Source organism: Kribbella sp. NPDC004138, assembly GCF_053603655.1.
The window spans coordinates 53,336-75,221 of the sequence record NZ_JBSGFZ010000006.1 but is presented as its reverse complement, the minus strand read 5'-3'; the positions used below and the strand labels follow the sequence as shown (position 1 = coordinate 75,221).

At 69.2% G+C, this 21,886-nt stretch carries 19 protein-coding genes; 7 read left to right on the top strand and 12 right to left on the bottom strand.

The annotated features are described in order from the left end of the window. The first annotated feature begins 7 nt into the window (after nucleotides 1-7). Together ACWEOO_RS09840 and ACWEOO_RS09835 are read left to right on the top strand one after the other, a co-directional pair. Nucleotides 8-562, top strand: coding sequence for a SigE family RNA polymerase sigma factor (locus ACWEOO_RS09840; protein ID WP_452142647.1), 555 nt, complete (start codon nucleotides 8-10; stop codon nucleotides 560-562). After that, nucleotides 559-1,983 carry a hypothetical protein gene (locus tag ACWEOO_RS09835; RefSeq protein WP_452142646.1) on the top strand — a complete coding sequence of 475 codons (1,425 nt, stop codon included), beginning with the start codon at nucleotides 559-561 and terminating at the stop codon, nucleotides 1,981-1,983. Before ACWEOO_RS09840 ends, ACWEOO_RS09835 begins: the two co-directional genes overlap by 4 nt. Here the strand turns inward: ACWEOO_RS09835 and ACWEOO_RS09830 are convergent. Then, nucleotides 1,980-2,732, bottom strand: a complete 753-nt coding sequence (locus ACWEOO_RS09830; RefSeq protein ID WP_359940963.1) for a sugar phosphate isomerase/epimerase family protein — start codon at nucleotides 2,730-2,732, stop codon at nucleotides 1,980-1,982. The genes ACWEOO_RS09835 and ACWEOO_RS09830 overlap by 4 nt on opposite strands. A 144-nt stretch (nucleotides 2,733-2,876) precedes the next feature. Here ACWEOO_RS09830 and rarD point away from each other — a divergent pair, with 144 nt between their 5' ends. The 4 genes from rarD (at nucleotide 2,877) to ACWEOO_RS09810 (ending at nucleotide 5,918) form a co-directional block, all read left to right on the top strand. Further along, on the top strand, nucleotides 2,877-3,797 hold the full coding sequence (gene rarD / locus ACWEOO_RS09825) for an EamA family transporter RarD (RefSeq protein ID WP_452142645.1): 921 nt from the start codon (nucleotides 2,877-2,879) through the stop codon (nucleotides 3,795-3,797). A gap of 70 nt (nucleotides 3,798-3,867) precedes the next feature. Further along, a complete protein-coding gene (locus ACWEOO_RS09820; protein WP_452142644.1) occupies nucleotides 3,868-4,344 on the top strand; it encodes an RrF2 family transcriptional regulator in 477 nt (158 codons plus the stop codon). Between the two features lie 70 nt (nucleotides 4,345-4,414). After that, nucleotides 4,415-4,870: a cupin domain-containing protein gene (locus ACWEOO_RS09815; protein WP_452142643.1), complete on the top strand. Its 456-nt coding sequence runs from the start codon at nucleotides 4,415-4,417 to the stop codon at nucleotides 4,868-4,870. Between the two features lie 100 nt (nucleotides 4,871-4,970). Then, a complete protein-coding gene (locus tag ACWEOO_RS09810) occupies nucleotides 4,971-5,918 on the top strand; it encodes a DUF222 domain-containing protein (RefSeq protein WP_452142642.1) in 948 nt (315 codons plus the stop codon). Nucleotides 5,919-6,071: 153 nt separating this feature from the next. On the opposite strand, the gene ACWEOO_RS09805 is transcribed toward ACWEOO_RS09810, so the two are convergent. Further along, nucleotides 6,072-6,260, bottom strand: a complete 189-nt coding sequence (locus ACWEOO_RS09805) for a hypothetical protein (protein WP_452142641.1) — start codon at nucleotides 6,258-6,260, stop codon at nucleotides 6,072-6,074. A 239-nt stretch (nucleotides 6,261-6,499) separates the two neighbouring features. After that, nucleotides 6,500-8,584, bottom strand: coding sequence for a protein kinase domain-containing protein (locus tag ACWEOO_RS09800; protein ID WP_452142640.1), 2,085 nt, complete (start codon nucleotides 8,582-8,584; stop codon nucleotides 6,500-6,502). 160 nt (nucleotides 8,585-8,744) lie between these two features. Here ACWEOO_RS09800 and qcrB point away from each other — a divergent pair, with 160 nt between their 5' ends. Beyond that, nucleotides 8,745-10,067, top strand: coding sequence for a cytochrome bc1 complex cytochrome b subunit (qcrB, locus tag ACWEOO_RS09795; protein WP_452142639.1), 1,323 nt, complete (start codon nucleotides 8,745-8,747; stop codon nucleotides 10,065-10,067). Here the strand turns inward: qcrB and ACWEOO_RS09790 are convergent. From ACWEOO_RS09790 to nuoL, 9 genes are all read right to left on the bottom strand, one after another. After that, nucleotides 10,054-11,190, bottom strand: coding sequence for an XdhC family protein (locus ACWEOO_RS09790; protein WP_452142638.1), 1,137 nt, complete (start codon nucleotides 11,188-11,190; stop codon nucleotides 10,054-10,056). The genes qcrB and ACWEOO_RS09790 overlap by 14 nt on opposite strands. Continuing rightward, nucleotides 11,183-11,665: a (2Fe-2S)-binding protein gene (locus ACWEOO_RS09785; RefSeq protein WP_452142637.1), complete on the bottom strand. Its 483-nt coding sequence runs from the start codon at nucleotides 11,663-11,665 to the stop codon at nucleotides 11,183-11,185. Before ACWEOO_RS09785 ends, ACWEOO_RS09790 begins: the two co-directional genes overlap by 8 nt. An 8-nt stretch (nucleotides 11,666-11,673) precedes the next feature. Next, the gene (locus tag ACWEOO_RS09780) at nucleotides 11,674-13,998 is read right to left on the bottom strand and encodes a molybdopterin cofactor-binding domain-containing protein (RefSeq protein WP_452142636.1); all 2,325 of its coding nucleotides are present in this window, start codon (nucleotides 13,996-13,998) and stop codon (nucleotides 11,674-11,676) included. 126 nt (nucleotides 13,999-14,124) lie between these two features. Beyond that, nucleotides 14,125-15,294: a PucR family transcriptional regulator gene (locus ACWEOO_RS09775; RefSeq protein ID WP_452142635.1), complete on the bottom strand. Its 1,170-nt coding sequence runs from the start codon at nucleotides 15,292-15,294 to the stop codon at nucleotides 14,125-14,127. Nucleotides 15,295-15,400: 106 nt separating this feature from the next. After that, nucleotides 15,401-15,853 (bottom strand): hypothetical protein, encoded by a 453-nt coding sequence (locus tag ACWEOO_RS09770; protein WP_452142634.1) that lies wholly within the window; start codon nucleotides 15,851-15,853, stop codon nucleotides 15,401-15,403. A 38-nt stretch (nucleotides 15,854-15,891) separates the two neighbouring features. After that, entirely contained in the window at nucleotides 15,892-16,914 is a 1,023-nt protein-coding gene (locus tag ACWEOO_RS09765; protein ID WP_452142633.1) for a polyprenyl synthetase family protein, read from the bottom strand. Continuing rightward, nucleotides 16,911-18,500 carry an NADH-quinone oxidoreductase subunit NuoN gene (nuoN, locus tag ACWEOO_RS09760; RefSeq protein ID WP_452142632.1) on the bottom strand — a complete coding sequence of 530 codons (1,590 nt, stop codon included), beginning with the start codon at nucleotides 18,498-18,500 and terminating at the stop codon, nucleotides 16,911-16,913. Before nuoN ends, ACWEOO_RS09765 begins: the two co-directional genes overlap by 4 nt. Further along, a complete protein-coding gene (locus tag ACWEOO_RS09755; protein ID WP_355694453.1) occupies nucleotides 18,497-20,020 on the bottom strand; it encodes an NADH-quinone oxidoreductase subunit M in 1,524 nt (507 codons plus the stop codon). The genes nuoN and ACWEOO_RS09755 overlap by 4 nt, the downstream gene beginning before the upstream one ends. Next, entirely contained in the window at nucleotides 20,017-21,885 is a 1,869-nt protein-coding gene (nuoL, locus tag ACWEOO_RS09750) for an NADH-quinone oxidoreductase subunit L (protein ID WP_363712824.1), read from the bottom strand. The genes ACWEOO_RS09755 and nuoL overlap by 4 nt, the downstream gene beginning before the upstream one ends. Nucleotide 21,886: the final 1 nt, after the last annotated feature.

The following is a 21,886-nucleotide window of genomic DNA, read 5'->3' as shown; positions in this document are numbered from 1 at the left end:
TGGCCGGGTGGTCCTTCAGGATGTGAGCATCGACGACGGTGTACTGGCCACGGGGGTGACCGCGGTGCGCGACGGCACGGAAACCTTCGACCGGTTCGTCGCCGTCCGCTCGCGGGCCCTGCTGCGGACCGCCTACCTGCTGACCCGTGACCACGCGCTCGCCGAGGACCTCGTCCAGACCGCGCTGGCCAAGGCCTGGTTCCACTGGTCCCGGATCCGCGAGGACAACCCGGAGCCGTACGTCCGGCGGATCCTGGTCACGACGTACGCCTCCTGGTGGCGGCGCCGCTGGAACGGCGAGATCCCGACCGAGGAGCTGCCCGACGCGCCGACCCCGAGCGGCGAGGACGGGCTCGACCTGTGGGACGCCATCGGCCGCCTTCCCCGCAGGCAGCGCGCGGTCGTCGTCCTGCGCTTCTACGAGGACCTCACCGAGGCCGAGACGGCCCGGCTGATGGGCAGCTCCGTCGGCACCGTGAAGAGCCAGACCGCCAAGGCCCTCGCCAAGCTCCGCCTCGACCCCGCCATCGCCACCCCGGCAGATCTGGAGACGCCGCGATGAACCTCCAGGACCTGCGCGACGAACTCGCGACCCGCGCCGACGCCGCCGACCAGCACGCGGGCGACCTGCTGCCCGGCGTGCAGCAGAAGATCCGCCGCACCAAGAAGCGCCGCGCCTTCACCGCACTCGGAGTGGTAGCCGTACTGGCCGCGGTCGCCGCCGGCCTGGTCCCCACCCTGACGTCCACGCCGCCGCCCGCCGACGACCCGCCGCAGGACTACACCCGCGACGGCCTCACCGTGCCCGGCGTGGTCGGCAACGACAAGTTGCTCAAGGCATGGATCGGCGACCGCGACCAGAGCAAGCTGTCGTTCTCCTGGACCCCGACCACGAACGCGATCACCATTCACGCGAACTGCGAGGCGGACAACGGCATGTACGCCGTCCGCTTCCACATCAACGGGTGGTACGTCGGCGACGCAGGCTGCGATGCCGGCCCGGCCGCCTGGGCGATGGGCAGTACCGTCCGACTCGGGCCGGATGCCGCGCTCTGGCTGGCTTCTCCGGTCGGCAAGCCGACACAGGTCACCGCGGAAGTGATCCACCTGGAGACCCGCAAGCCGGCCGGGAAGAACGGCCGGATCTGGTTCGGCATCTACTCCACGTCACCCGAACCGCCGACCGGCAACGGCGCGCCCGCCAGGATCCCCCCGGCCGAACCGGACGCGTACCGCAAGGACGGTGTGGTTTACCGGAGGACGATCGGCGGCGACACCCTGGCCGCGGCGGCCGTCGCCGACCCCGGACGCGACGAGGTGCGCTTCAGCTTCACCGCGACCGGAGCCAAGCTGGCGCTGCGCGACTTCTGCACCGCGAACGCGGGCTCGGACAGCAACGACCGGCCCTACTCGGTGTCGCTGCGCATCGGGCCCCGGGAGCCGATCGAGTCCACCTGCGAGATCCGGTCCACCGACGCCGGGAGCGGCGGCGGCCTGACGATCGACTCACCGGTTCCGGCCGGGCAGCGCGTCGACGTGGTCGCGCGGGTCGTGCCGACCCACGCGTACGGCCCAGCCGTCCCGCCGGACGTCCGGCTGGGGCTGGGCGTGTACTTCCAGGGGCAGCAGCGCGTCGTCGACGGGACGGAGCTCCCGGAGCGGACCGAGCTCGGCGGGTACGCGTACCGGCTCGCCGACCTGAAGACCGCGCCTGGACCCGACCGCCGGCTCGTGACCGACACCCCCGCGGACCAGCCGTACGTGGTGGCCTACGGCGCTTCGAGGCTAGGCACCGGCGAGTTCCGGGCCACGCTCATGGTCGGCAAGACCGAGACAGCCGCCGGTGTGGCATCGGACGCCGGCGGCATGGGCATCGGGTGGGACCTCCACGGCCCCGGCCCGGCCGACCGCGCCACCCTGACGGTCGCCGAAGGCAAACCGACCAAGGGGACGCTGATCCTGGCGATCTACCTGCCCGACTAGACCCAGCTGTGCAGATCGGCAGCGTCCTTGGTGAGCTGGTCAGGTGAGTCGTCGGCGACGAACTCGAGAAGCGCGTTGATCTCGCGGGGCTCGGCCGCCAGGCGGTCCAGGACCGGGCGCCACAGTGACTCCCGCGCCGCGAGCGGCAGCCGGTTGTTGGACGGCCACCACGAGAAGACGTGCACCGTGCTCAGCCACGGCATCAGCGCCTCGAGCTGCTGCAGGCACGCCGCGTCGTCGAGGTCGACCGGCGGCTGCCAGTACGTCGTGAGGTTCGGCGCGCCCACGTCGAGCAGCAGCGTGATCGTCGAGTCGACCTCGTCGGTCAGCGTGTTGCGGTGGAACTCCATCGCGATCTCGATCCCGGCGCCGGCGGCCATGTCCGCGAGCTCACCCAGGCCGCGGGTCACCGCCATCCGGTCCCCGACGCCCGCGTCCGCCGTACCGACGTTGCCGGCCCAGACCCGGATCCGGGGCGCGCCGAGTGCCTGGGCGGTGGCGATTGCGGAGCGCATCTCCTCGCGGTCGACGCTGCCGGCCCGCAGGTACGAGCCGTACGCCGCGACCTGCAGGCCGTGCACCTCGGTCAGGTTGCGGACCCGCTTGGCGTTGACCAGATTGCCGAGCGGGACGTGCACGTCACCGCCCCACTCGATCGCCGCGAGCCCGGACTTCGCCGCCACCTCCACCACCTGGTCGACCGGCAACTGGCGAAACGTCACCGAGACCAGACCGGTCCTCACACCCACGCGCGCCTCCTGGTGTCCACGCCTCCATCCAACCGCATCACACCAGCGGCCTCACGCCCCGCGTCAGCCGATGGACGGGCCGTGGCCGTCTCACGTCATGAGCAAAGTCGATGGATGCCAATGTCAGGCGATTAGGCTGGCGGGGTGCCGGAACAGCGACGAGGGTTCATCTACGGGTTCGCCGCCTACCTGATCTGGGGGCTGTTCCCGCTGTACTGGAAGCTTCTCGACCAGTCCGGCCCGCTCGAACTGCTCGCCCACCGGGTGCTCTGGTCGCTGGTGACGCTCGTCGTCCTGGTCGCCGCGCTGCGGAAGTTCGCCGCGGTGAAGGCCCTGCTCGCGGAGCCCCGCCGGCGGTGGCCGTTGATCGCGGCGGCGTTCCTGATCTCGGCGAACTGGGGGACCTACATCTGGGGCGTGCGCACCGGTCACGTCGTGGAGACCTCGCTCGGGTACTTCATCACACCGCTGTTCACGGTCCTGCTGGGCGTCTTCGTCCTGAAGGAGCACCTCCGCCCGGTCCAGTGGACGGCGCTCGGGATCGCGTTCGTGGCCGTCGCCGGACTGACGATCGAGAACGGGCGGCCGCCGTGGGTGGCAATCATCCTGACCTTCTCGTTCGGGTTCTACGGGCTGGCGAAGAAGCAGGCCGGCGCCGGCGCGATCGAGGGGATGGCGATCGAGTCCGGCACCGTCGTCCCGTTCGCGATCGCCGGGATCGTCGCGCTCGGGATGCACGGCGACACGACGGTCACCGAGCACGGGACGGCGTACCTCGTGCTGGTGATCCTGACCGGGCCGATCACCGCCGTACCGCTGCTGCTCTTCGGCGCCGCGGCGACCCGCAGTTCGATGACGACGCTCGGGCTGCTGAACTACATCGCGCCGATCATGCAGTTCGTCTTCGGCCTGGTGGTCTTCCACGAGCACATGACCCCGATGCGCTGGCTGGGCTTCGGCCTGGTGTGGCTCGCGCTGGCGCTGTTCACCGTCGACAGCCTGCGCTCCCGCCGCCGCCGGACGGTCGCCCTCGAACGTACGGCGGTGACCGCGTCGGCGGTCTGACGTGCCGGGCCTCTCAGCGGCTCAGGGCGTCTCTTGACGCATCGCATTCAGGATATCTAGTATCCAGATTATGCGGATGAACGAAGGCGTCGAGTGGGTGATGCACAGCTGCGTGAACCTCAGCTGGATCCCCGGCGAGGCGGTCACCGCCAAGCGGCTCGCGGCCTTCTACAACCTGCCCACGGCGTACCTGAACAAGCAGCTCCAGGCGCTCACCCGAGCCGGCATCCTCACCTCGGTGTCGGGCCCGAAGGGCGGCTTCCAGCTGGCCCGCGACCCGCGCGACATCAGCCTGCTCGACATCGTCGTCGCGATCGACGGACCCGACGAGGCGTTCCGCTGCACGGAGATCCTCAAGGAAGGCCCGGGCGCGGACGCCAAGGCCGACTACACCAAGGTCTGCGTGATCTCGCAGGCGATGCGCGGCGCCGAGCTCACCTACCGCCGCGAGCTCGCCGGCCGGTCGATCGCGGACCTCGCCGACGAGGTCGTGCACCGCTATCCAGATGCGCCCGGCAACACCCGGAACAGGTTCGCCAACCTCTGACACTCCCCAGCCCGTCAGTTCGCACGACTTGATTCTGGATATTCAATATCCCGATTAGAAGGAGATTCCGATGACCGTACTGATCCGCGCCTCCGAAGCCGAGACGCTGTCCGCGAGCGGCGTGACCCTGCTGGCCGACATACCCGACACCGGCGGCCACCTGACCAGCCACCGCTCGATCTTCCAGCCCGGCAAGGAAGGCGCTCCCCCGCACCTGCACCGCGAGGCCGCCGAGCTGTTCTTCGTACTCGATGGTTCGCTGCGGGTCCTCACCGGCGAGAACCTCGTCGAGCTGAACCAGGGCGACTACCTGCTCGTCCCGCCGAACACACCGCACGCCTTCGAGGCCGCGGGCAACAAACCGGCCGAGGTCCTCTTCGTCCTCACCAACGCCAGGCCCCGCTTCGGCTACTACCGCCTACTCGAATCCGCCTACCAAGGCGAAACCGACTGGGCCGAAGTAGCCAAGACCAGCGACCTCTACGACAACCACTACATCGAAAGCTCCACCTGGCAGAACCGCTGACGATGTTCGATCGGCCGTCGTGGCCTATTCACCTTACACACAAGGGATTCCCAGCCATTGCCAGTTTGCCGTGATCCATCTGTGATCTACAATAGAGCACATGTTCGATAATGATCTGGATGAACTCAGCGACACGGCCTTGCTGGCCGCGGCCGCCGAGTACGGTCGAGATCAGGAACACGCCGCGGTCGGGGTCTTGCGGGCAGCACTGGCGTTCGCGGACCGCAACGCCACGATTCCGGGTTACAAGCGGCTGCCCGGGTGTGAGCGGTTCGTCGTGTACGGCGGCGACGGCTGTCCGGAGGTGGCTGAGTTCGCGTCGGTCGAGTTCGGTGCCGTGCTGGGCATGTCGAGTGGTGCGGCGGCCTCGTTGATGGGCGAGGCGCTGGCGCTGCGGCACCGGCTGCCTCGCGTATGGGCAGCGGTGCTGTCCGGGCACGCGCTCAGCTGGCGCGCCCGCAAGATCGCCGAGGCGTGCCTGTCGCTGTCGTTGGAGGCCGCAGCGATCGTGGACGGCAGGGTTGCGGCGATCGTGAACACCGTCACCCCGCGCAAGCTCAAATCCATCACCACCGCAGCGATCTGGGAAGCCGATCCCGAGCAGGCCAACGCGAATGCCGAGGCGGCCGCGAAGACCCGCGGTGTGTTCGTCGCTCAATCCGATGAGCACGGCAGGTCGCACGCCACCTCGCCCGCACCCCTCCCCCAGCCACAACCGCCGCAGGCGAACCGGCCCGCACGGACACCACCGACACCGCCGCACCAGGTGCCGCGGCGGATCACGCCGACGGTTCGGGCGGCATGGACGCGTTCACTCGGCAGGCGCTGGGCGGGAGCCTGGCAGCTCGGCTGGCCGCGATCAAATGCGATGCCTACAGCAACAGTCTTGGCGCAGCGAGCGGCGGACCCGGCCGCCGGAGCCGGCACACGCTGTATGTGCACCTCACCGACAAGACTCTTGCCACCGGCACCGGCGTACTTCGGGTCGAGGACCTCGGCCCACTACTCGCCGGCCAACTCAGCGAACTGCTCGGCCACGACCAGGTGATCATCAAGCCCGTGATCGACCTGCACGACCAAGTCAGCGTGCACAGCTACGAGATCCCCCACCGCATCCGCGAACGCGTCCGCCTGCGGCACCCGGTCGACATGTTCCCGTACAGCGGCGCCGAAGCCACGGTCTCGATGGACCAGGACCACATCAGGCCGTACGACCACACCGGCCCATCACCAGCACCTGTGCGGCCAGCGCCGGTGGCATCAATGCGGTCGGCGTCAGCGGCATCAGTACGGCGGGCGTCGGCATCAACAAGGCCACCGGGCTCAACGCGCCCACCTGCGACTCCGGTCCCACGCGCCGGAGCGCGGACACCTGGCCGGAGACGCTCACCGGACTGCACCGGCCCGCCCGGTCAAACCAGCGTCGACAACCTCATACCGCAGAGCCGGCTCCATCACCGCGCCAAAACCTTCGGCGGCTGGAGAAGCCGACGCCTGCCTACCGGCGGAATCGAATGGACCAGCCCGCACGGATTCCGCTTCGTCGTCGACCACACCGGCACACACCAAGTCCCACGCCGGCCACACCCACACACCGGCCCCTGAAGCCGGGCTTCGGAGGATTGCGAGTCAACGCTGGGGTTTGTGTTGGGCGACCTGGCGCGCGAGGTCGGCCGCCAGTGCCTGGACCTCGGCAGCGGGCGGGCTGCCTTTGTCGTCGGCTTGTTCGAGCTTGGTCTCGATCACCACGTTGTCGATCCGGATCTCGACGCCGACTCCCAACGTGTCCTCGGAGTTGAGGTAGCTGTCGTACAGGTACCAGTAGGACTGGTCGCCGTACGTGAGCGCGGTGACCCTGTGGCCGTCGTCCTCGGCCGACTGCTGCCGCGACGACATCCGGCGCTTGGCGTCGCGGGAGTTGTCGTGCATCGTGACGTAGACCTCGAGCTCGGCGCGGTCGTCACCGATGCGCTCCCAGGTGCAGTCGACGGAACTGGTTCCCGCGAACGCGTCCGGCTCCGGCGGGTCGTCGATGAAGCGCGCAACTCCGGCCTGAGACAGCGAATTCCATGAGCAGATGCTCGGCAGCGAGGTGAAGTCGTCCCGGCCTTCGATGTGGTGGACGGTGCTTTGAACGCCGATGATCACCGGCAGCACCAGCGCCGCCGACGTACTCACGACCGCTGCCCACCGGCCGACGCGTTTCGTCGGCGTCGATCGTACGGCGGGAATCGCCAGCAGCGCGGCCAGCACCGCGACGAGGCCGGCGCCGCCGAGAATCGTCGTCACGATGTTGCCGTCGTACGCGGGGAGCTTTCTCGTGCCGATGAGGGCGATGAAGCCAGCGCCGACGGCCGCACCCACGACGAGGGCACCGGAACCTACGGCGCGGTGGACGGTCCGCGCTCTATGCAGTAGCTCAGCAGAAAGCAGACGGTGGCGCAGTACACGGGACAAGCGATGCCAGACGGCGAACGCGACGACGGCAACGCCGCACAGTGCTGTCGTCGCGATCGGTCGTCGCGGGTCCATCAACAGGCCCGCTCCGACGAAGGCTTCGCCTGTGACCAGTGCGCTGCCGAGGAGAGCCGCGGGCAGGCCGATCCACCGTTCGAGGCTCGGCGCCAGCCACGCGCCCAGTCCGGCGCCGACCGCCATCACGACGACAAGGGCCAGGGCGATCCCGACCGGCATGCCGTTGGCCAGGGAGAAGGCCAGGAGGGCCAGCAAGGTACCCATCACGGCATTCATCGCCACCAGCATCCCGGCGTTCGCCCGCAATGCCGGGGTGCTCCAGACGCCGACCGCTTCGCCGGATGGCAGCAGTTTCGTTCCGGTCGGGATCTTTTCGGTGCTGTCGGTGATTGGCTGGGTGGGGTTCTCGAAGGTTGGGTAGCCGCCGGCGATGGTGAGTAGTTGTTCGCGGGCGGCGGCGGGGGTGAGGCGGCGGGTCGGGTCGCGTTCCATCAGGGCCGCGATGACCGGTGCCAGCGGGCCGGCGTGGCGCATCGGTTCGGGGGCGCGGGTGAGGACTGCGGCGATCATCGCCGGGAGGTCGTCGAAGTCGTAGGCGTGGCGGCCCTCGACTGCGTAGTACAGCGTGGCGCCGAGGGCCCACAGATCGGCGGGAGCGCCCGGTTCGGCGCCGGACAGACGCTCGGGGGCGACGTACCCGAGGGTGCCGGTCACGATGCCGGTGCCGGTCAGCGTGCGGGTCGCGCCCGCGACCGAGGCGATGCCGAAGTCGGTCAGCATCCAGCGGTCGTCGGCGCCGAGCATCACGTTCTGCGGCTTGACGTCCCGATGCAGTACGCCGTTCGCGTGCGCCGCGCTCAGCGCCTCGACCAGCCGGACGCCGAGCTCCGCCGCCCGCCGCGGGCTGAGCGGACCGTTCGCGCGGACCACGTGGTCGAGCGTCCGGCCCGGCAGCAGCCGCATCACGATCCACGGCCGGCCGCCCTCGTCCACGACGTCGTGGATCGTGACGATCGCCGGGTGATCCAGCCCGGCGGCGGCCCGCGCCTCGCGCAGCGCCCGCAGCCGGAGCTTGTCCTGCTCCTCGGGGTTCAGCCCGTCGGGGATCCGCAGCTCCTTCACCGCGACCTCACGGTGCAGCACGGAGTCGAACGCCTTCCAGACCGTCCCCATCCCACCCACACCGAGCGGAGGCTCACTCAGGACGTAGCGGCCGTTACCCAGGGTGCGTTCGGTCACCGCAGGACCCTATCCGCCCACAGTTCCACCGTCGCTCCACTTGCAGAGACCGTCCGGCGACCGTCCGCAACCGGCCACGGCCCGCCCACGTGAGCTGTAGCACGTCGCGTCACAGTCGCGCCCGCTGCGGTGTCGTATGTATGACCGAGGGAGGTCCAGCATGCAGAGTCGACTGGGCAATCTGCGAGCGAGAGTGTTTCCCGACCACTGGTCGCTGTTGTTCGGCCAGATCGCCTTCTACAGCTTCGTCGTGATCATGATCAGCGGCCTGGTCCTGATGGTGGACTACAAGCCGTCCGTCGAGCCGGTCGTGTACGACGGACCGTACGGACCACTGCGCGGCACCGAGATGTCGCGGGCGCTGGACTCGACCCTCGCGATCACCTTCGAGACCCGTGCCGGGCTACTGGTTCGGCAGGTCCATCACTGGGCCACGCTGATCATGGTCGCGGCGATCACGCTGCACCTGCTGCAACTGTTCTTCACCGCCGCCTTCCGCCGGCCGCGGCGGCTGAACTGGCTGGTGGTCTTCGGCCTGCTCGTCCTCACGCTGGGCGCCTGCCTCACCGGGACCTCGCTCCCGGACGACATGGCCTCGGGCACCAGCCTCGCCGTCCTCGACGGTGTCCTGCAGGCGACGCCGTTCGTCGGCTCCGCGCTGTCGCACCTGCTGTTCGGCGGCGAGTTCCCGGGCGACGTGATCTCGCGGTTCTACCCGCTGCACGTCGTCGTCCTTCCGGTGGCGATCATCGCGCTCTTCGTCCTGCTCGCGCTCCGCAAGCCCGTGAAGCAGCCCGCGGAGAAGCCCCAGCGCACCGCCGGACGCGTCGACGTGGTGAAGAGCGCCGGCCTGTTCTGCTTCGTCGGCGGGGTCTCGCTCGTCATGGCCGCGACCGCGACCATCAACCCGGTCTGGCTGTACGGGCCTGCCGACCCGGCAGACACCTCGGCCGGCGTCGGCCCGGCGTGGTACCTCGCGTTCCTGGACGGGTCGCTCCGGCTCGCGCCCGGCTGGGAGGTCGTCTGGTGGGGAAAGACGATCAGCCTGGCGGTCCTGTTGCCGGTTGCGCTCTGCACGCTGTTCCTCCTGCTCGTCGCGGTCTACCCGTTCATCGAGGAACGGGTGACTGGCGACCGCTCGGATCACTACGAGCTCGAGCGGCCGCGCGCCAACCCGACGCGCACCGGCATCGGCGTCGCGGGCATCGTGTTCTACGGCGTCCTCTGGGCCGCCGCCGGCGCCGACACGATCGCCGTACAGTTCCATCTCTCGTTCAACACGCTGCTGCGGCTGTTCCAGATCCTGCTGATCGTCGGTCCGCCCGCCGCGCTCTTCCTCACGCGCCGCGTCTGCCTCGGCCTGCAGCAGCAGGAGCAGGAGATCGCGACGCACGGCATCGAGACCGGCCGGATCGTCCGGCGCCCCGACGGCGGGTACGTCGAGGACCACCGCCCGTCGGTCCGTCAGCTCACGTCGCGATGAGCGCGCCGTGAATCCGGCCCGTCGTGGTGGACAGCGGACGCGCACTGGCCGCACTGCGGGAGGCGATGATCTCGGCCGCGATCGAGATCGCCGTCTCCTCGGGCGTCCGGGCGCCGAGGTCCAGGCCGGTCGGTGACGTCAGCCGGGCCAGCTCGTCCTCGGTGACGCCCGCGGCGCGCAACCGCGACAGCCGGTCGAAGTGGGTACGCCGCGACCCCATCGCGCCGATGTAGCCGGCGTCCGTCCGCAGCGCCACCTGCAGCAGCGGTACGTCGAACTTCGGGTCATGGGTCAGCACGCACAGCGCCGTCCGGCGGTCGACCTGGTCGAGGACGCCCGCGAGGAACCGGTGCGGCCAGTCGACCACGACCTCGTCGGCCTCGGGGAACCGGGCACGGGTGGCGAACACGCCGCGCGCGTCGCACACCGTCACGTGGTACCCGAGGAACTTGCCGACCCGCGCCACGGCCGCCGCGAAGTCGATCGCCCCGAACACGAACATCCGCGGCGGCGGCGCCAGCGCCTGCACGAACACGGCGACGTCGGTCCGCCCGCAGTCCCCGTGCACGCCGTACTCGCGGATCGCAGTCGAACCGCTGCCGATCATCGCCACCGCGTCCCGCACCACCGCCGCGTCCAGACCGGCGTCTCCCAGGCTGCCCTGGACATCAACGCCGACGTCGACGGCGCCAGCGGTAGAAGGGCCGATGACGAGGCGCCGGCCGAGGCGCTCGCCCGCCGTGACCACGCTCGCCACCGCCATCGGCCGGCCTGTCGCGATCGCCTCCGCGACCGCGCCGAACTCGGGGTACGACGCCGGGTCGACCGGCTCCACCAGGACGTCGAGCAGACCGCCGCAGGTCAGGCCGATCGCGAACACGTCGTCGTCGGAGATCCCGTACCGCCGGACCACCGGCACCCCGGTCCGGATCACCTCTTCGGCCACCGCGTACACGTCGGCCTCGACACAGCCGCCCGAGACGCTGCCGACCACCGTGCCGGTGCCGGACACCGCCATCGACGCGCCCGGTTGCCGCGGCGCCGAACGGAACGTGCCGATCACCGTGGCGAGCGCGAACCTCTCGCCGTACCAGGGGCGGACATGCGCGACGACGTCACGCACCCATGTCCTCCGCGCCGGCCTTCACGGCCTCGCGAATCCGGGAGTACGTGCCGCAGCGGCAGATGTTGCGCAGCTCGTCGAGGTCCGCGTCGGTGATGTCGCGGCCCTCCGCGCGGGCCTGCTTCACCTTCGCGACAGCGGCCATGATCTGACCGGGCTGGCAGTAGCCGCACTGGGCGACGTCGTACTTCAGCCAGGCCTCCTGCATCGGGTGCAGGTCCTTGCCGACCGTCGCCGGCAGGCCTTCGATCGTCGTGACCTCGTCCGACGGCTCGATGTCCTTCACCTGGACCGAGCACGGGTTGAACGCCTTGCCGTTGATGTGCGAGGTGCACGACTTGCACACCTCCAGCGCGCAGCCGTACTTCGGTCCGGTGACGCCGAGCAGGTCGCGCAGGACCCACAGCAGCCGGACGCCGTCCTCGGCCTCGACGCTGATCTGCTTGCCGTTGAGCCTGAAAGTGTGCGTTGGCATGAGATTCCTCAGAACGTGTGGTCGAGGCCGTCGGTCGGCGACTGCGGAGTGGACGGCTGCACCGGCAACGGCTCGAAGCTCAGCGTGCCGTGGTTGATCGGGAAGTACTTCGGCAGCGTGCCGGTGGCCCGCGCGTACGCACAGGCGACCGCGGCGAACGCCGGAGCCACCGACAGCTCACCGGCGCCGCTCGGGCTGTCGCCGGTGCTCGGCATGATCACGACCTCGACGTCCAGCGGCGTGTTCCACTCCCGGGTGTAGAAGTAGTTGTCCCAGCTGCCTTCGAGCGGGATGCCGTTCTTGATGTGCAGGCTCGACGTCAGCGCCAGCGCGATCGCGTCCTGCAGACCGCCGATCATCTGGGCCTCCAGGCCGCGCGGGTTGATGCAGAACCCCGGGTCGACGGCGATCACCGCCTTGGTCACCCGCGGACCGGTCACCGCCTCGCCCTCGACCGGCCGGTTCACGGTCTCCGGCCGGCAGTCGATCTCGACCAGCGTCGCGACCGCGGCCCGGTACTCCGAGTGCACCGCGATGCCCTGCGCCGTACCTTTCGGCATCGCCTTGCCCCAGTGGCCGACCTCGGCCGCCTTGTTCAGCACGGCGAGCAACCGCTGGTCCTTGAGGAAGTTCCGCCGGAACCGGACCGGGTCCTGGCCCATCTTCTTGGCGAGCTGATCGACCACCAGCTCCTCGGCACAGACCACGTTCGGCGAGTAGATGTTGCGCATGCTGCCGGTGTTGAACTTCAGCGGGATCTCGTTGAGCAGCTGCGTGGTGACCCCGAAGTCGTACGGCGAGGACTGGGTCAGCGCGAAGATCGTCTCCGCGAACGACAGGTTGCCGCCGACCGGCAGGTCCGCCGCGAACGCGGTGATCATCTCGCCGAGACCGTGACCGAAGTCGGTCTGCACACTCGTATGGCGCTGCTCGTAGCTGAGCACGTTGCCGGCCAGGTAGTTCACCCGGACGCGGGACGTGCACATCGGGTGCGTGCGGCCCTGGCGGAAGTTGTCGGTCCGCGACCAGGACAGCTTCACCGCCTTGCCCATCTTCTGCGAGATCTCCGCCGCCTCGGCCGCCACGTCGTGGAACAGGTGCCGGCCGAACGAGCCGCCGCCCTGGACGACGTGCACCTGCACAGCGTCGATCGGCAGGCCGAGCTGCTTGGCGATGTCCTCCTGGGCCACGATCGGGACCTTCAGACACGACCAGATCTCGGCGCCGTCCGGGCGGACGTCGGCGATCGCGCAGTCCGGTTCGAGCGGGCTGTTGCTGGCGAACGCGAACACGAACTCGGCGTCGATGGTCTGCGCCAGCAGCGGCGGAACGGCCATCGGCAGCTGCGCCGCCCGCAGCTTGGCCAGCACCGTCGCGTCGGACTCGTCGTCGACGGTGCCCGGGCCCCAGGTCGCGTCGACCTTCTGGATCGCGTCGATGCACTGGCCGAAAGTCTCGCCACGGATCGCGACACCGTGGGTGATGCCAACGACGTCGGTGATCCCCGGCAGCGCCCGCAGCGCCGCGAGGTTGTTGATCGACCGCAGCGTCCCGTTGATCGTCGGCGGCCTGGCCACCATGGTCGGCTTCGCGCCCGGGACCTGCAGGTCCATCGCGAACTCCTTGCGGCCGGTCACGATGTCGTGGCCGTCGACCCGGTTCCGCGGCTGCCCGAGCACCTTGAACTCGGAGGGGTCCTTGAGCTCCGCGGAGAACGTGACCGTCGTCAGGGCGGCCGCCGCCTTCGCCAGCGATCCGTACGTCGCCGTACGCCCGCTCGGCCCGCTCACCACGCCCTTGCGGGTGGTCAGCCGGCCGGCGTCGACGGCCCAGTGCTCGGCGGCCGTCTCCACCAGGCGCTGCCGGGCGAGCGCGGCCGCCGTCCGGACCGGGAGGTACATGCTGCGCATCGAGTTCGAGCCGCCGGTGAGCTGGTTCATCAGCAGCTCGGGCCGCGCGTCGGCGAGCGTGATCTCGACCTTGTTCATCGGGAGATCCAGCTCTTCGGCCACCATCATTGCGAACGCGGTCGTGATGCCCTGGCCGACCTCGCAGCGCGGCACCGCGAAGTGCGCGGTGCCGTCGGTCTTCAGCTCCACGGTGATCAGGCCGGACGTCGGCGCTGCCGCGAGGTTCTGCAGGTCGCCCAGGTCGAAGATGTCCGGCGGCTGCGGCAGCGAGGGAACCGCCGCATCCGCGGACCGCGAGCCGGATTCGTTGGCGACCCAACTGACTCCGACCGCGAGGGTGGGGGCGGCGATCAGGTACCCGAGGACCTTGCGTCTGCCCAGCAGGCCCCGTCCGCCGGCCGGCTTCTCGCTGCGTTCGGTCATCTGGGTCCTCCGTGCTCGAGCAATGCTGGGAACGCAGTCTGGCACCGCCGCTGCGGCGACGGCATGGCCGCAATGCCCAGGTTTTGCAGGGGTTCACTGTGCACAACGCACAGGCACACCCATCGGTCACGCAGGGAAGAGCTTGAACGCCCGCAGGGCAAGGCCGAGTTCGAGCTGGCAACCGTCCTCGGTGACGTCACGGCCGGTGATCTGGTGCACGCGGTGCAGGCGGTTGATGACCGTGTTCCGGTGACAGTGCGCGAGATCCGCCGTCCGGCGGACGGATCCGGCGGCCGTCACCCACTTGTCCAAGGTGTCGAGCAGGAGGTCGCGTTCCGATGCCGGCACCGTGGTAAGGGGAACCAGCCAGGTCTGGACCAGTTGCGCGGCCAATTCCGGTGCGCTGAGCAACAACGCCTCGGGCAGCCGCTCCGTCAGAGCTGCCACGTCGATCTGACCGGCCGGCAGGGTCCGCCGGGCCAGCATCGCCTGCCGGTAGGCGAGATTCACCTCAGCCAGCCCGTTGACCACGCCGGACAGACCCGCGGGTGCGTGCACGACATCGCGCAGGATGCCGAGTGCCTTCGGCAGCGATTCCGTGCCGAGCGCAAGCAAGCCGACGACGGTCTGCGGACGCACCTGCCACGCGGAGGCGACCCGGACACCCGCGAACCGGCGTACGAACGAGGATGTCGTGCACTCGTCGTCGACCAGGTTGTCAATGGCCACCACCAGGTAGCGGCCGTCGATCGGTACGTCGAGGACCGTCGCGGCTTCCTGGACGAACGCGCGGTCCTTCCCGCGGCCGTGCAGCAGGCCCTCCCACAGCGTCGACCTCCGGCGCTCGTCGGCGCGGACGAGTTGCCGCTCGGCGACGTGGTAGGCGGCCGCGACCTGCGACGACGTCCGGTCGACGACCTCCCAGACCTTGGACGCGACATCCAGCAGCGCCTCCGAATCGACCGCACCCTGGGCGCGGGCCTCCTCGATCAACGCCTCCCACACCAGCCGCCCGCCGAGCCGGAACGACTTCAGGACGTCGTCCAGCGGCATCCGCTGCTCGGCACGCCGCCGCCCGGTCGCCTGCGCCGCGTCGAAGTGGTCGTCGTTGTCGGCGATCATCTGCACGACCCGAGCCACGTTGTCATGACACGACCGCCACAGATCCTGCTGCGGCACCGCATCCATCACCCGGTACGCCGGGTTCTGCGCGTAGATCGTCTCGACCAGCGCGTCGGTCAACGCCGGCAGATGCACCAACACACTCTCCGCCAGCGACTCAACAGTCAGACCCACCACCGGCAACGCAACGTCCCGCTCACCCATAGTCGTCACAGCATCGCACAGAGTGCCAGCGCCGGACAGGGTTCGTCCCGAAGCAGCAAGCCGGAGCGCCCAGCAGCTACCGCTGCATCTCCGCTCGGACGGCTCGCAGAACGTCTTTCAGTTCCTTCTGAATCAGATCGTGCCGGCGCTCGAGCTCACCTTGGTCGTTGGCCTGACTGAAGGCATGCACTGCCGTATGCACCGACTCGAAACGATCATCCAGACCATCGGTGCCGCTCAGGTACGCCGCTTGCCCGATCGCCGACCGGGCCCGGGCCTCACAGCGGTAGACCTCCTGCCGGAGAACGTCTCGGTCGGCCTCGGGCCGACCTTCGATCCGGGCTCTCGCACGACCGAAGTTGGCCCGCGTGTACTCGTACAACGCTTCCGTGCATTCGCCGAAGATCCGCACCTTGGCTTCCAGGATCTGCACGTCGCGAGCGCTCTTACGCTGAAGTCGCTGGGTGAGCACGATGCCGACGACCGAACCCACCAGGGCAACCGCACCACCCACGACGATGCTGAGCATCCACCAACCTTACGGCGCGTGGATCTCTCACTCATCTCCTAAACCGAGCGGGTTGCTACCAGGTCGCAGAGGGCGTCGAGGGCCTGGCGGCCGGGGCCTTCGGGGAGGGTGCTGAGGAGTTTGCGGGCGTCGGAGGCGCGGCGGCGTACGTCGTCCTCGGCCTGGCGGAAGGCTGGGTGCGAGCGGAGCAGTTCGAGCGTCTCCGCGAGGCGCCCGTCGTCCGACAGGTCCGAGTCCAGCAGCTCCAGCAGGCGGGCGTCCGTGGGGTCCGCCGGGTCTGCCTGGGCGCGGAAGATCAGCACCGGCAGCGTGGGCACACCCTCACGCAGGTCGGTGCCGGGCGTCTTGCCGGACTGGCCGGACTCCGATGCGATGTCGAGCAGGTCGTCGGCCAGCTGGAACGCCACGCCGATCTCCTCGCCGAACGCCCGCAGCGATTCCTGGATCTCCTCCGAGGCGCCGGCGTACCGGGCGCCGAAGACGGCGGACGTCGCGATCAGCGAGCCGGTCTTGTCGGCGACCACCGACAGGTAGTGCGTGAGCGGGTCCTGCCCCTCGCCGACGCCGAGCGTCTCGCGGATCTGGCCCTCGACCAGCCGGCCGAAGGTCCGGGCCTGGATCCGGACCGCTTCCGGCCCGAGGTCCGCGACCAGGTCCGATGCCCGGGCGAACAGCCAGTCGCCGGACAGGATCGCCACCGAGTTGTCCCAGCGCGCGTTCGCCGTCGACGAGCCGCGGCGCAGCGCCGCCTCGTCCATCACGTCGTCGTGGTGCAGTGTCGCGACGTGGGTCAGCTCGACCACGACGGCCGCCTTCACCACGTCGTCAGCCGCGACATCGGCGCCGAACTCGGCCGCCAGCAGCACCAGCAACGGCCGGAACCGCTTGCCACCGGCCACCATGACGTGCTGGGCGGCCTGGGTGACGAACGGCGCCTCGGACTGGGTCGCGTCGAGCAATGCCCGCTCGATGCGCTCCAGACCGGCACGAACCCGGGACTCGAGGCCTGCGTCGGCGAACTCGAATCCCAGGCTCTCGGCCGGCAGCGGGGTCGGACTCAACGGATGAACTCACCAGCTCGGGCCGCCAGGTCGAGCACCGGTCCGGGAACCAGACCGAGAACCACCGTGGCGGCGAGACCCAGGGCCACCGCCGACGTGGTCTGCCAGCCCGGCAGCGCCACGTCCGGCGCGTCGGCCGGCAGGTCGGAGAAGAACATCAGCACGATCACGCGGACGTAGAAGAACGCGGCGACCAGGCTGGACAGGACGGCGACAACCACCAACGGCCACGCGCCGCCGGTCCACGCCGCGCTGAAGACCGCCCACTTGCCGGTGAAGCCCGCGGTCAGCGGGATGCCGGCGAAGGACAGCAGGAAGAACGCGAAGATCCCGGCCAGCAGCGGCGACTTCTTGCCCAGGCCCGCCCAGCGGGACAGGTGCGTCGCCTCGCCGCCCGCGTCGCGCACCAGCGTCACGACGGCGAACGCGCCGATCGTCGGGAAGCCGTACGCGACCAGGTAGAACAGCACCGCCTGCGTCGAGGTGATGCCGTTGTGCACGCCGCTGCCGACCTGCGCGAGGCCGACGAACGCGGTCAGCAGGAAGCCCGCGTGCGCGATCGACGAGTACGCCAGCATCCGCTTCACGTCGGTCTGCGTGATCGCGACGATCGAGCCGACCACCATGGTGAGGATCGCGACGATCCACATCATCGGCGCCCAGTCCCAGCGCGTCCCGCCGAGCGCGACGTAGAAGACCCGCATCAGCCCGACGAACGCGGCGATCTTGGTGCAGGCCGCCATGAAGCCGGTGACCGGCGTCGGCGCGCCCTGGTAGACGTCCGGCGTCCAGGAGTGGAACGGTACGGCGCCGACCTTGAACAGCAGGCCGACTCCCACCAGGCCGGTGCCGGCGAGCAGGATGGCGTCGCCGCCGGTCTGCGTGCCGAGCGCGTCCGCGATCCCGCCGAGCGACATCGTGCCGGCGTACCCGTACAGCAGCGCGATCCCGAACAGCAGGAACGCCGACGAGAAGGCGCCGAGCAGGAAGTACTTCATCGCGGCTTCCTGCGAGATCAGCCGGCGCCGGCGGGCCAGCCCGCACAGCAGGTACAGCGGCAGCGAGAACACCTCGAGCGCGACGAACAGCACGAGCAGGTCGTTCGACGCCGCGAACAGCATCATGCCGCCGACCGCGAACAGCGTCAGCGGGAAGATCTCGGTGTGCTCGATACGCGCCGCGGTGCCCTCGCGCTCGGCCTCGGAGCCCGGTACGGCGGCCGCCTGGCCGGCGAACGCGGACAGGCCGCCGTCGATCGAGCGCTCCGCGAACAGCAGCACGCTGATCAGCGTCAGCGCCAGCAGGACGATCCAGGTGAACAGCGCGGGGCCGTCGACCGAGATCGCGCCCTGCGCGGCGACCAGCTCCTTCTTGTCGTTCATCAGGATGCCGGTCAGGACACCGGAGACGACCAGGGCGACCACCGTGATCGCCAGCTGCACCAGGTGCCGCAACGGCCGCGGCAGGAACGCCTCGACCAGGACGCCGACGCACGCCGCGCCGAACACGACGAGCAGCGGAGCCAGCTCGTTGTACTCGATCTTCGGCGCCGTGAAGTCCGCCAGCGGCAGCAACAACGCGCTCACTTCTGTCCCTCCGTCGCGGGGATCTCCGGTGCCGGGTCGGTGACGCCCACATGCTGCATGGTCGCCTCGACGGCGGGCTTGATGATGTCGACAATCGGCTTCGGGAAGATTCCGAGGCCGATGATCAGGACGATCAGCGGTGCGATCGCGAAGACCTCACGCACGTTCAGGTCCTTGAGCTTCTCGATCCCGTCGCGGACCGGGCCCGTCATCGTGCGTTGGTACATCAGCAGGATGTACAGCGCGGCCAGCACAATACCGACCACCGCGATCACCGCGATCGTCCGGTGCTTGCTGAAGGTCCCGGCCAGCACCATGAACTCGGAGATGAACGGCGACAGACCGGGCAGCGCCAGGCTGGACAGGCCGGCGAACAGGAAGGTCCCGGCGAGCACCGGTGCGACCTTCTCCACCCCGCCGTAGTCGGCGATCCGGGCGGACCCGCGCCGGGACACGAGGTACCCGGCGACCAGGAACAGCGCCGCGGTCGAGAGGCCGTGGTTGAACATGTACAGCGTCGACCCGGTCAGGCCCTGCGACGTCAGCGCGAAGATACCCATCACGATGAAGCCGAAGTGCGAGATCGAGGTGTACGCGATCAGCCGCTTGATGTCGGTCTGCCCGATCGCCAGCAGCGCGCCGTACAGCACCGAGATCAGCGCCAGCACCAGCACCACCGGGGTGGCCCACTCGGACGCGTTCGGGAACAGGCCCAGGCAGAACCGGATCATCCCGAAGGTGCCGATCTTGTCCAGGATGCCGACCAGCAGCACCGACGTCCCCGGCGTCGCCTCACCGGCCGCGTCCGGCAGCCAGGTGTGGAACGGCACCATCGGCGCCTTCACCGCGAACGCGAACATGAAGCCGAGGAACAGCCAGCGCTCGGTGTTCTGGCTCATGTCCAGCTTCATCATGTCCGACAGCAGGTACGACGGGTCGCCCTGCCGCGCGGAGACGACGTACAGGCCGACGACCGAGGCCAGCATCAGCAGACCGCCGAGCAGCGAGTAGAGCAGGAACTTCACCGCGGCGTACGAACGCTGCGGGCCGCCGAAACCGCCGATCAGGAAGTACATCGGGATCAGCGTGGCCTCGAACAGCACGTAGAACAAGAACACGTCGGTGGCGGCGAACACGCCGATCGACAGCGCCTCCAGGCCGAGGATCCAGGCGAAGAAGGACTTCTCCGACCAGCGGCCCTGCTGCGCGTCGTTCCAGGACGCGATCATCACGATCGGCGTCAGCAGCGCGGTCAGCACCACCAGGACGATGCCCACGCCGTCCAGGCCGAGCGCGTAGTGCGCGCCGAAGGCCTTGATCCAGGTGTGCGTCACGGCGTAGTCCTCGGCGCCGTTGCGCTGGTAGCCGATCGCGACGATCGCGGTCAGCACCAGCGTCACGAGCGAGAACCCGAGCGCGACCTGCTTGGCCGTCAGCGCCTTCGCCTTCGGCACCAGCATCGTCGCGATGGCCCCGACGAACGGCAGGAGCAGTAACAGGGTCAGCCAACCGATGTTCACGACAACCTCACCGCGAGGAGGGCGACGACCACGAATGCGGCGCCGAAGACCATGCTGAGTGCGTACGAACGGACGAAGCCCGTCTGGACCCGGCGGAGCCGGCCGGACAGTCCGCCGAAGAGTGCGGCCAGGCCGTTGACCAGGCCGTCGACGCCCCGGTTGTCGAGCCAGACCAGCGTCCGGGTCAGGTACTGCCCCGGGCGCATGAAGACCGCCTCGTTCAGCGCGTCGCCGTACAGGTCACGACGCGCGAACTTGGTCAGCGGCGAGCCGGCCGGAGCCTCCCGCGGTACCTCCCGGCGGTACATCAGCACCGAGATCGCGATGCCGACGGCAACCACCGCGAGGGTGATGATCGTCATCACCGCGGCGCTCACCGGAGGGTGCTCCTCCTCGTGCCCGACCACCGGCTCGAGCCAGCCGACGATCCAGTGACCGGCGAAGTACAGCGCACCGCCGGCCAGCGAGAGCGCGGCCAGGATGATCAGCGGCCACGTCATCACCTTCGGCGACTCGTGCGGGTGCACGTCCTCGGCCCAACGCTTCTTGCCGAAGAACGTCATGATCATCACCCGCGTCATGTAGAACGCGGTGAGCCCGGCGCCGAGCAGCGCGCACAGACCGATCACCGTGTTGTCCGCGAACGCGGCCTCGATGATCTTGTCCTTGCTGAAGAAGCCGGCGAACGGCGGGATGCCGAGGATGGCCAGGTAGCCGAAGCCGAAGGTCACGAAAGTGATCTTCATCGCCGTCCGCAGCGCGCCGTAATGGCGCATGTTCACGTCGTCGTTCATGCCGTGCATGACGGATCCGGCGCCGAGGAACATGTTGGCCTTGAAGAAGCCGTGCGTGAGCAGGTGGAAGATCGCGAACACGTAGCCGGCCGGGCCGAGGCCGGCGGCCAGCATCATGTAGCCGATCTGGCTCATCGTCGAACCGGCCAGTGCCTTCTTGATGTCGTCCTTGGCGCAACCGATGATCGCACCGGCCAGGGCGGTGACCGTACCGACGATGACCACCGCGGTCGAGGCCGCCTCGGTCTGCTCGTAGATCACCCCGGACCGCACCACCAGGTAGACGCCGGCGGTGACCATGGTCGCCGCGTGGATCAGCGCCGACACCGGGGTCGGGCCCTCCATCGCGTCCAGCAGCCAGGACTGCAGCGGCACCTGCGCGGACTTGCCGCAGGCGGCCAGCAGCAGCATCAGGCCGAGCAGCGTGGCCCAGGTCTTCGACAGCTGGTCGGCGCCCGCGAACACCGTGGAGAAGGCCGAGGAGCCGAACAGCACCCACATGCTCATCACCGCGAGCGACAGGCCGATGTCACCGACCCGGTTCACCACGAACGCCTTCTTCGCGGCGACCGCGGCCGAGGTCTTGTGCTGCCAGAAGCCGATCAGCAGGTACGACGCCAGACCGACACCCTCCCAGCCGACGAACACCAGCAGGTAGTCGGCCGCGAGCACCAGCAGCAGCATCGCCGCGATGAACAGGTTCAGATAGCCGAAGAACCGCCGCCGGCGCGGGTCGTGCTCCATGTAACCGATCGAGTAGACGTGGATCAGTGAACCCACACCGGTGATCAGCAGCACGAACAGGATCGACAGCGGGTCGATCAGCAGACTGAACTCGACCTTGATGTGGCCGACCGAGAACCACTCGAACAGGTTGACCGTCTCGGACCGCTCTTCGCCGGACAAGCCGCGCATCTGGACGAACAGCACGACGCCGAAGACGAAGGAGATCACCGGCGCCAGCGTGCCCAGCAGGTGACCCCACGCGTTGGTGGCCTTGCCACCGAGCAGCAGGATCGCCGCGGACACCGCTGGTACGGCAACCAGCAGCCACGTCAGCTCATGACTCATG

What these genes read in the sequence shown, in the direction of transcription:
- ACWEOO_RS09835 (WP_452142646.1), top strand. Translation starts at nt 559, where the DNA reads ATGAACCTCCAGGACCTGCGCGACGAACTCGCGACCCGCGCCGACGCC.
- ACWEOO_RS09820 (WP_452142644.1), top strand. Translation starts at nt 3,868, where the DNA reads ATGCGGATGAACGAAGGCGTCGAGTGGGTGATGCACAGCTGCGTGAAC.
- ACWEOO_RS09815 (WP_452142643.1), top strand. Translation starts at nt 4,415, where the DNA reads ATGACCGTACTGATCCGCGCCTCCGAAGCCGAGACGCTGTCCGCGAGC.
- ACWEOO_RS09810 (WP_452142642.1), top strand. Translation starts at nt 4,971, where the DNA reads ATGTTCGATAATGATCTGGATGAACTCAGCGACACGGCCTTGCTGGCC.
- qcrB (WP_452142639.1), top strand. Translation starts at nt 8,745, where the DNA reads ATGCAGAGTCGACTGGGCAATCTGCGAGCGAGAGTGTTTCCCGACCAC.
- ACWEOO_RS09785 (WP_452142637.1), bottom strand. Translation starts at nt 11,665, where the DNA reads ATGCCAACGCACACTTTCAGGCTCAACGGCAAGCAGATCAGCGTCGAG.
- ACWEOO_RS09780 (WP_452142636.1), bottom strand. Translation starts at nt 13,998, where the DNA reads ATGACCGAACGCAGCGAGAAGCCGGCCGGCGGACGGGGCCTGCTGGGC.
- ACWEOO_RS09770 (WP_452142634.1), bottom strand. Translation starts at nt 15,853, where the DNA reads ATGCTCAGCATCGTCGTGGGTGGTGCGGTTGCCCTGGTGGGTTCGGTC.
- nuoL (WP_363712824.1), bottom strand. Translation starts at nt 21,885, where the DNA reads ATGAGTCATGAGCTGACGTGGCTGCTGGTTGCCGTACCAGCGGTGTCC.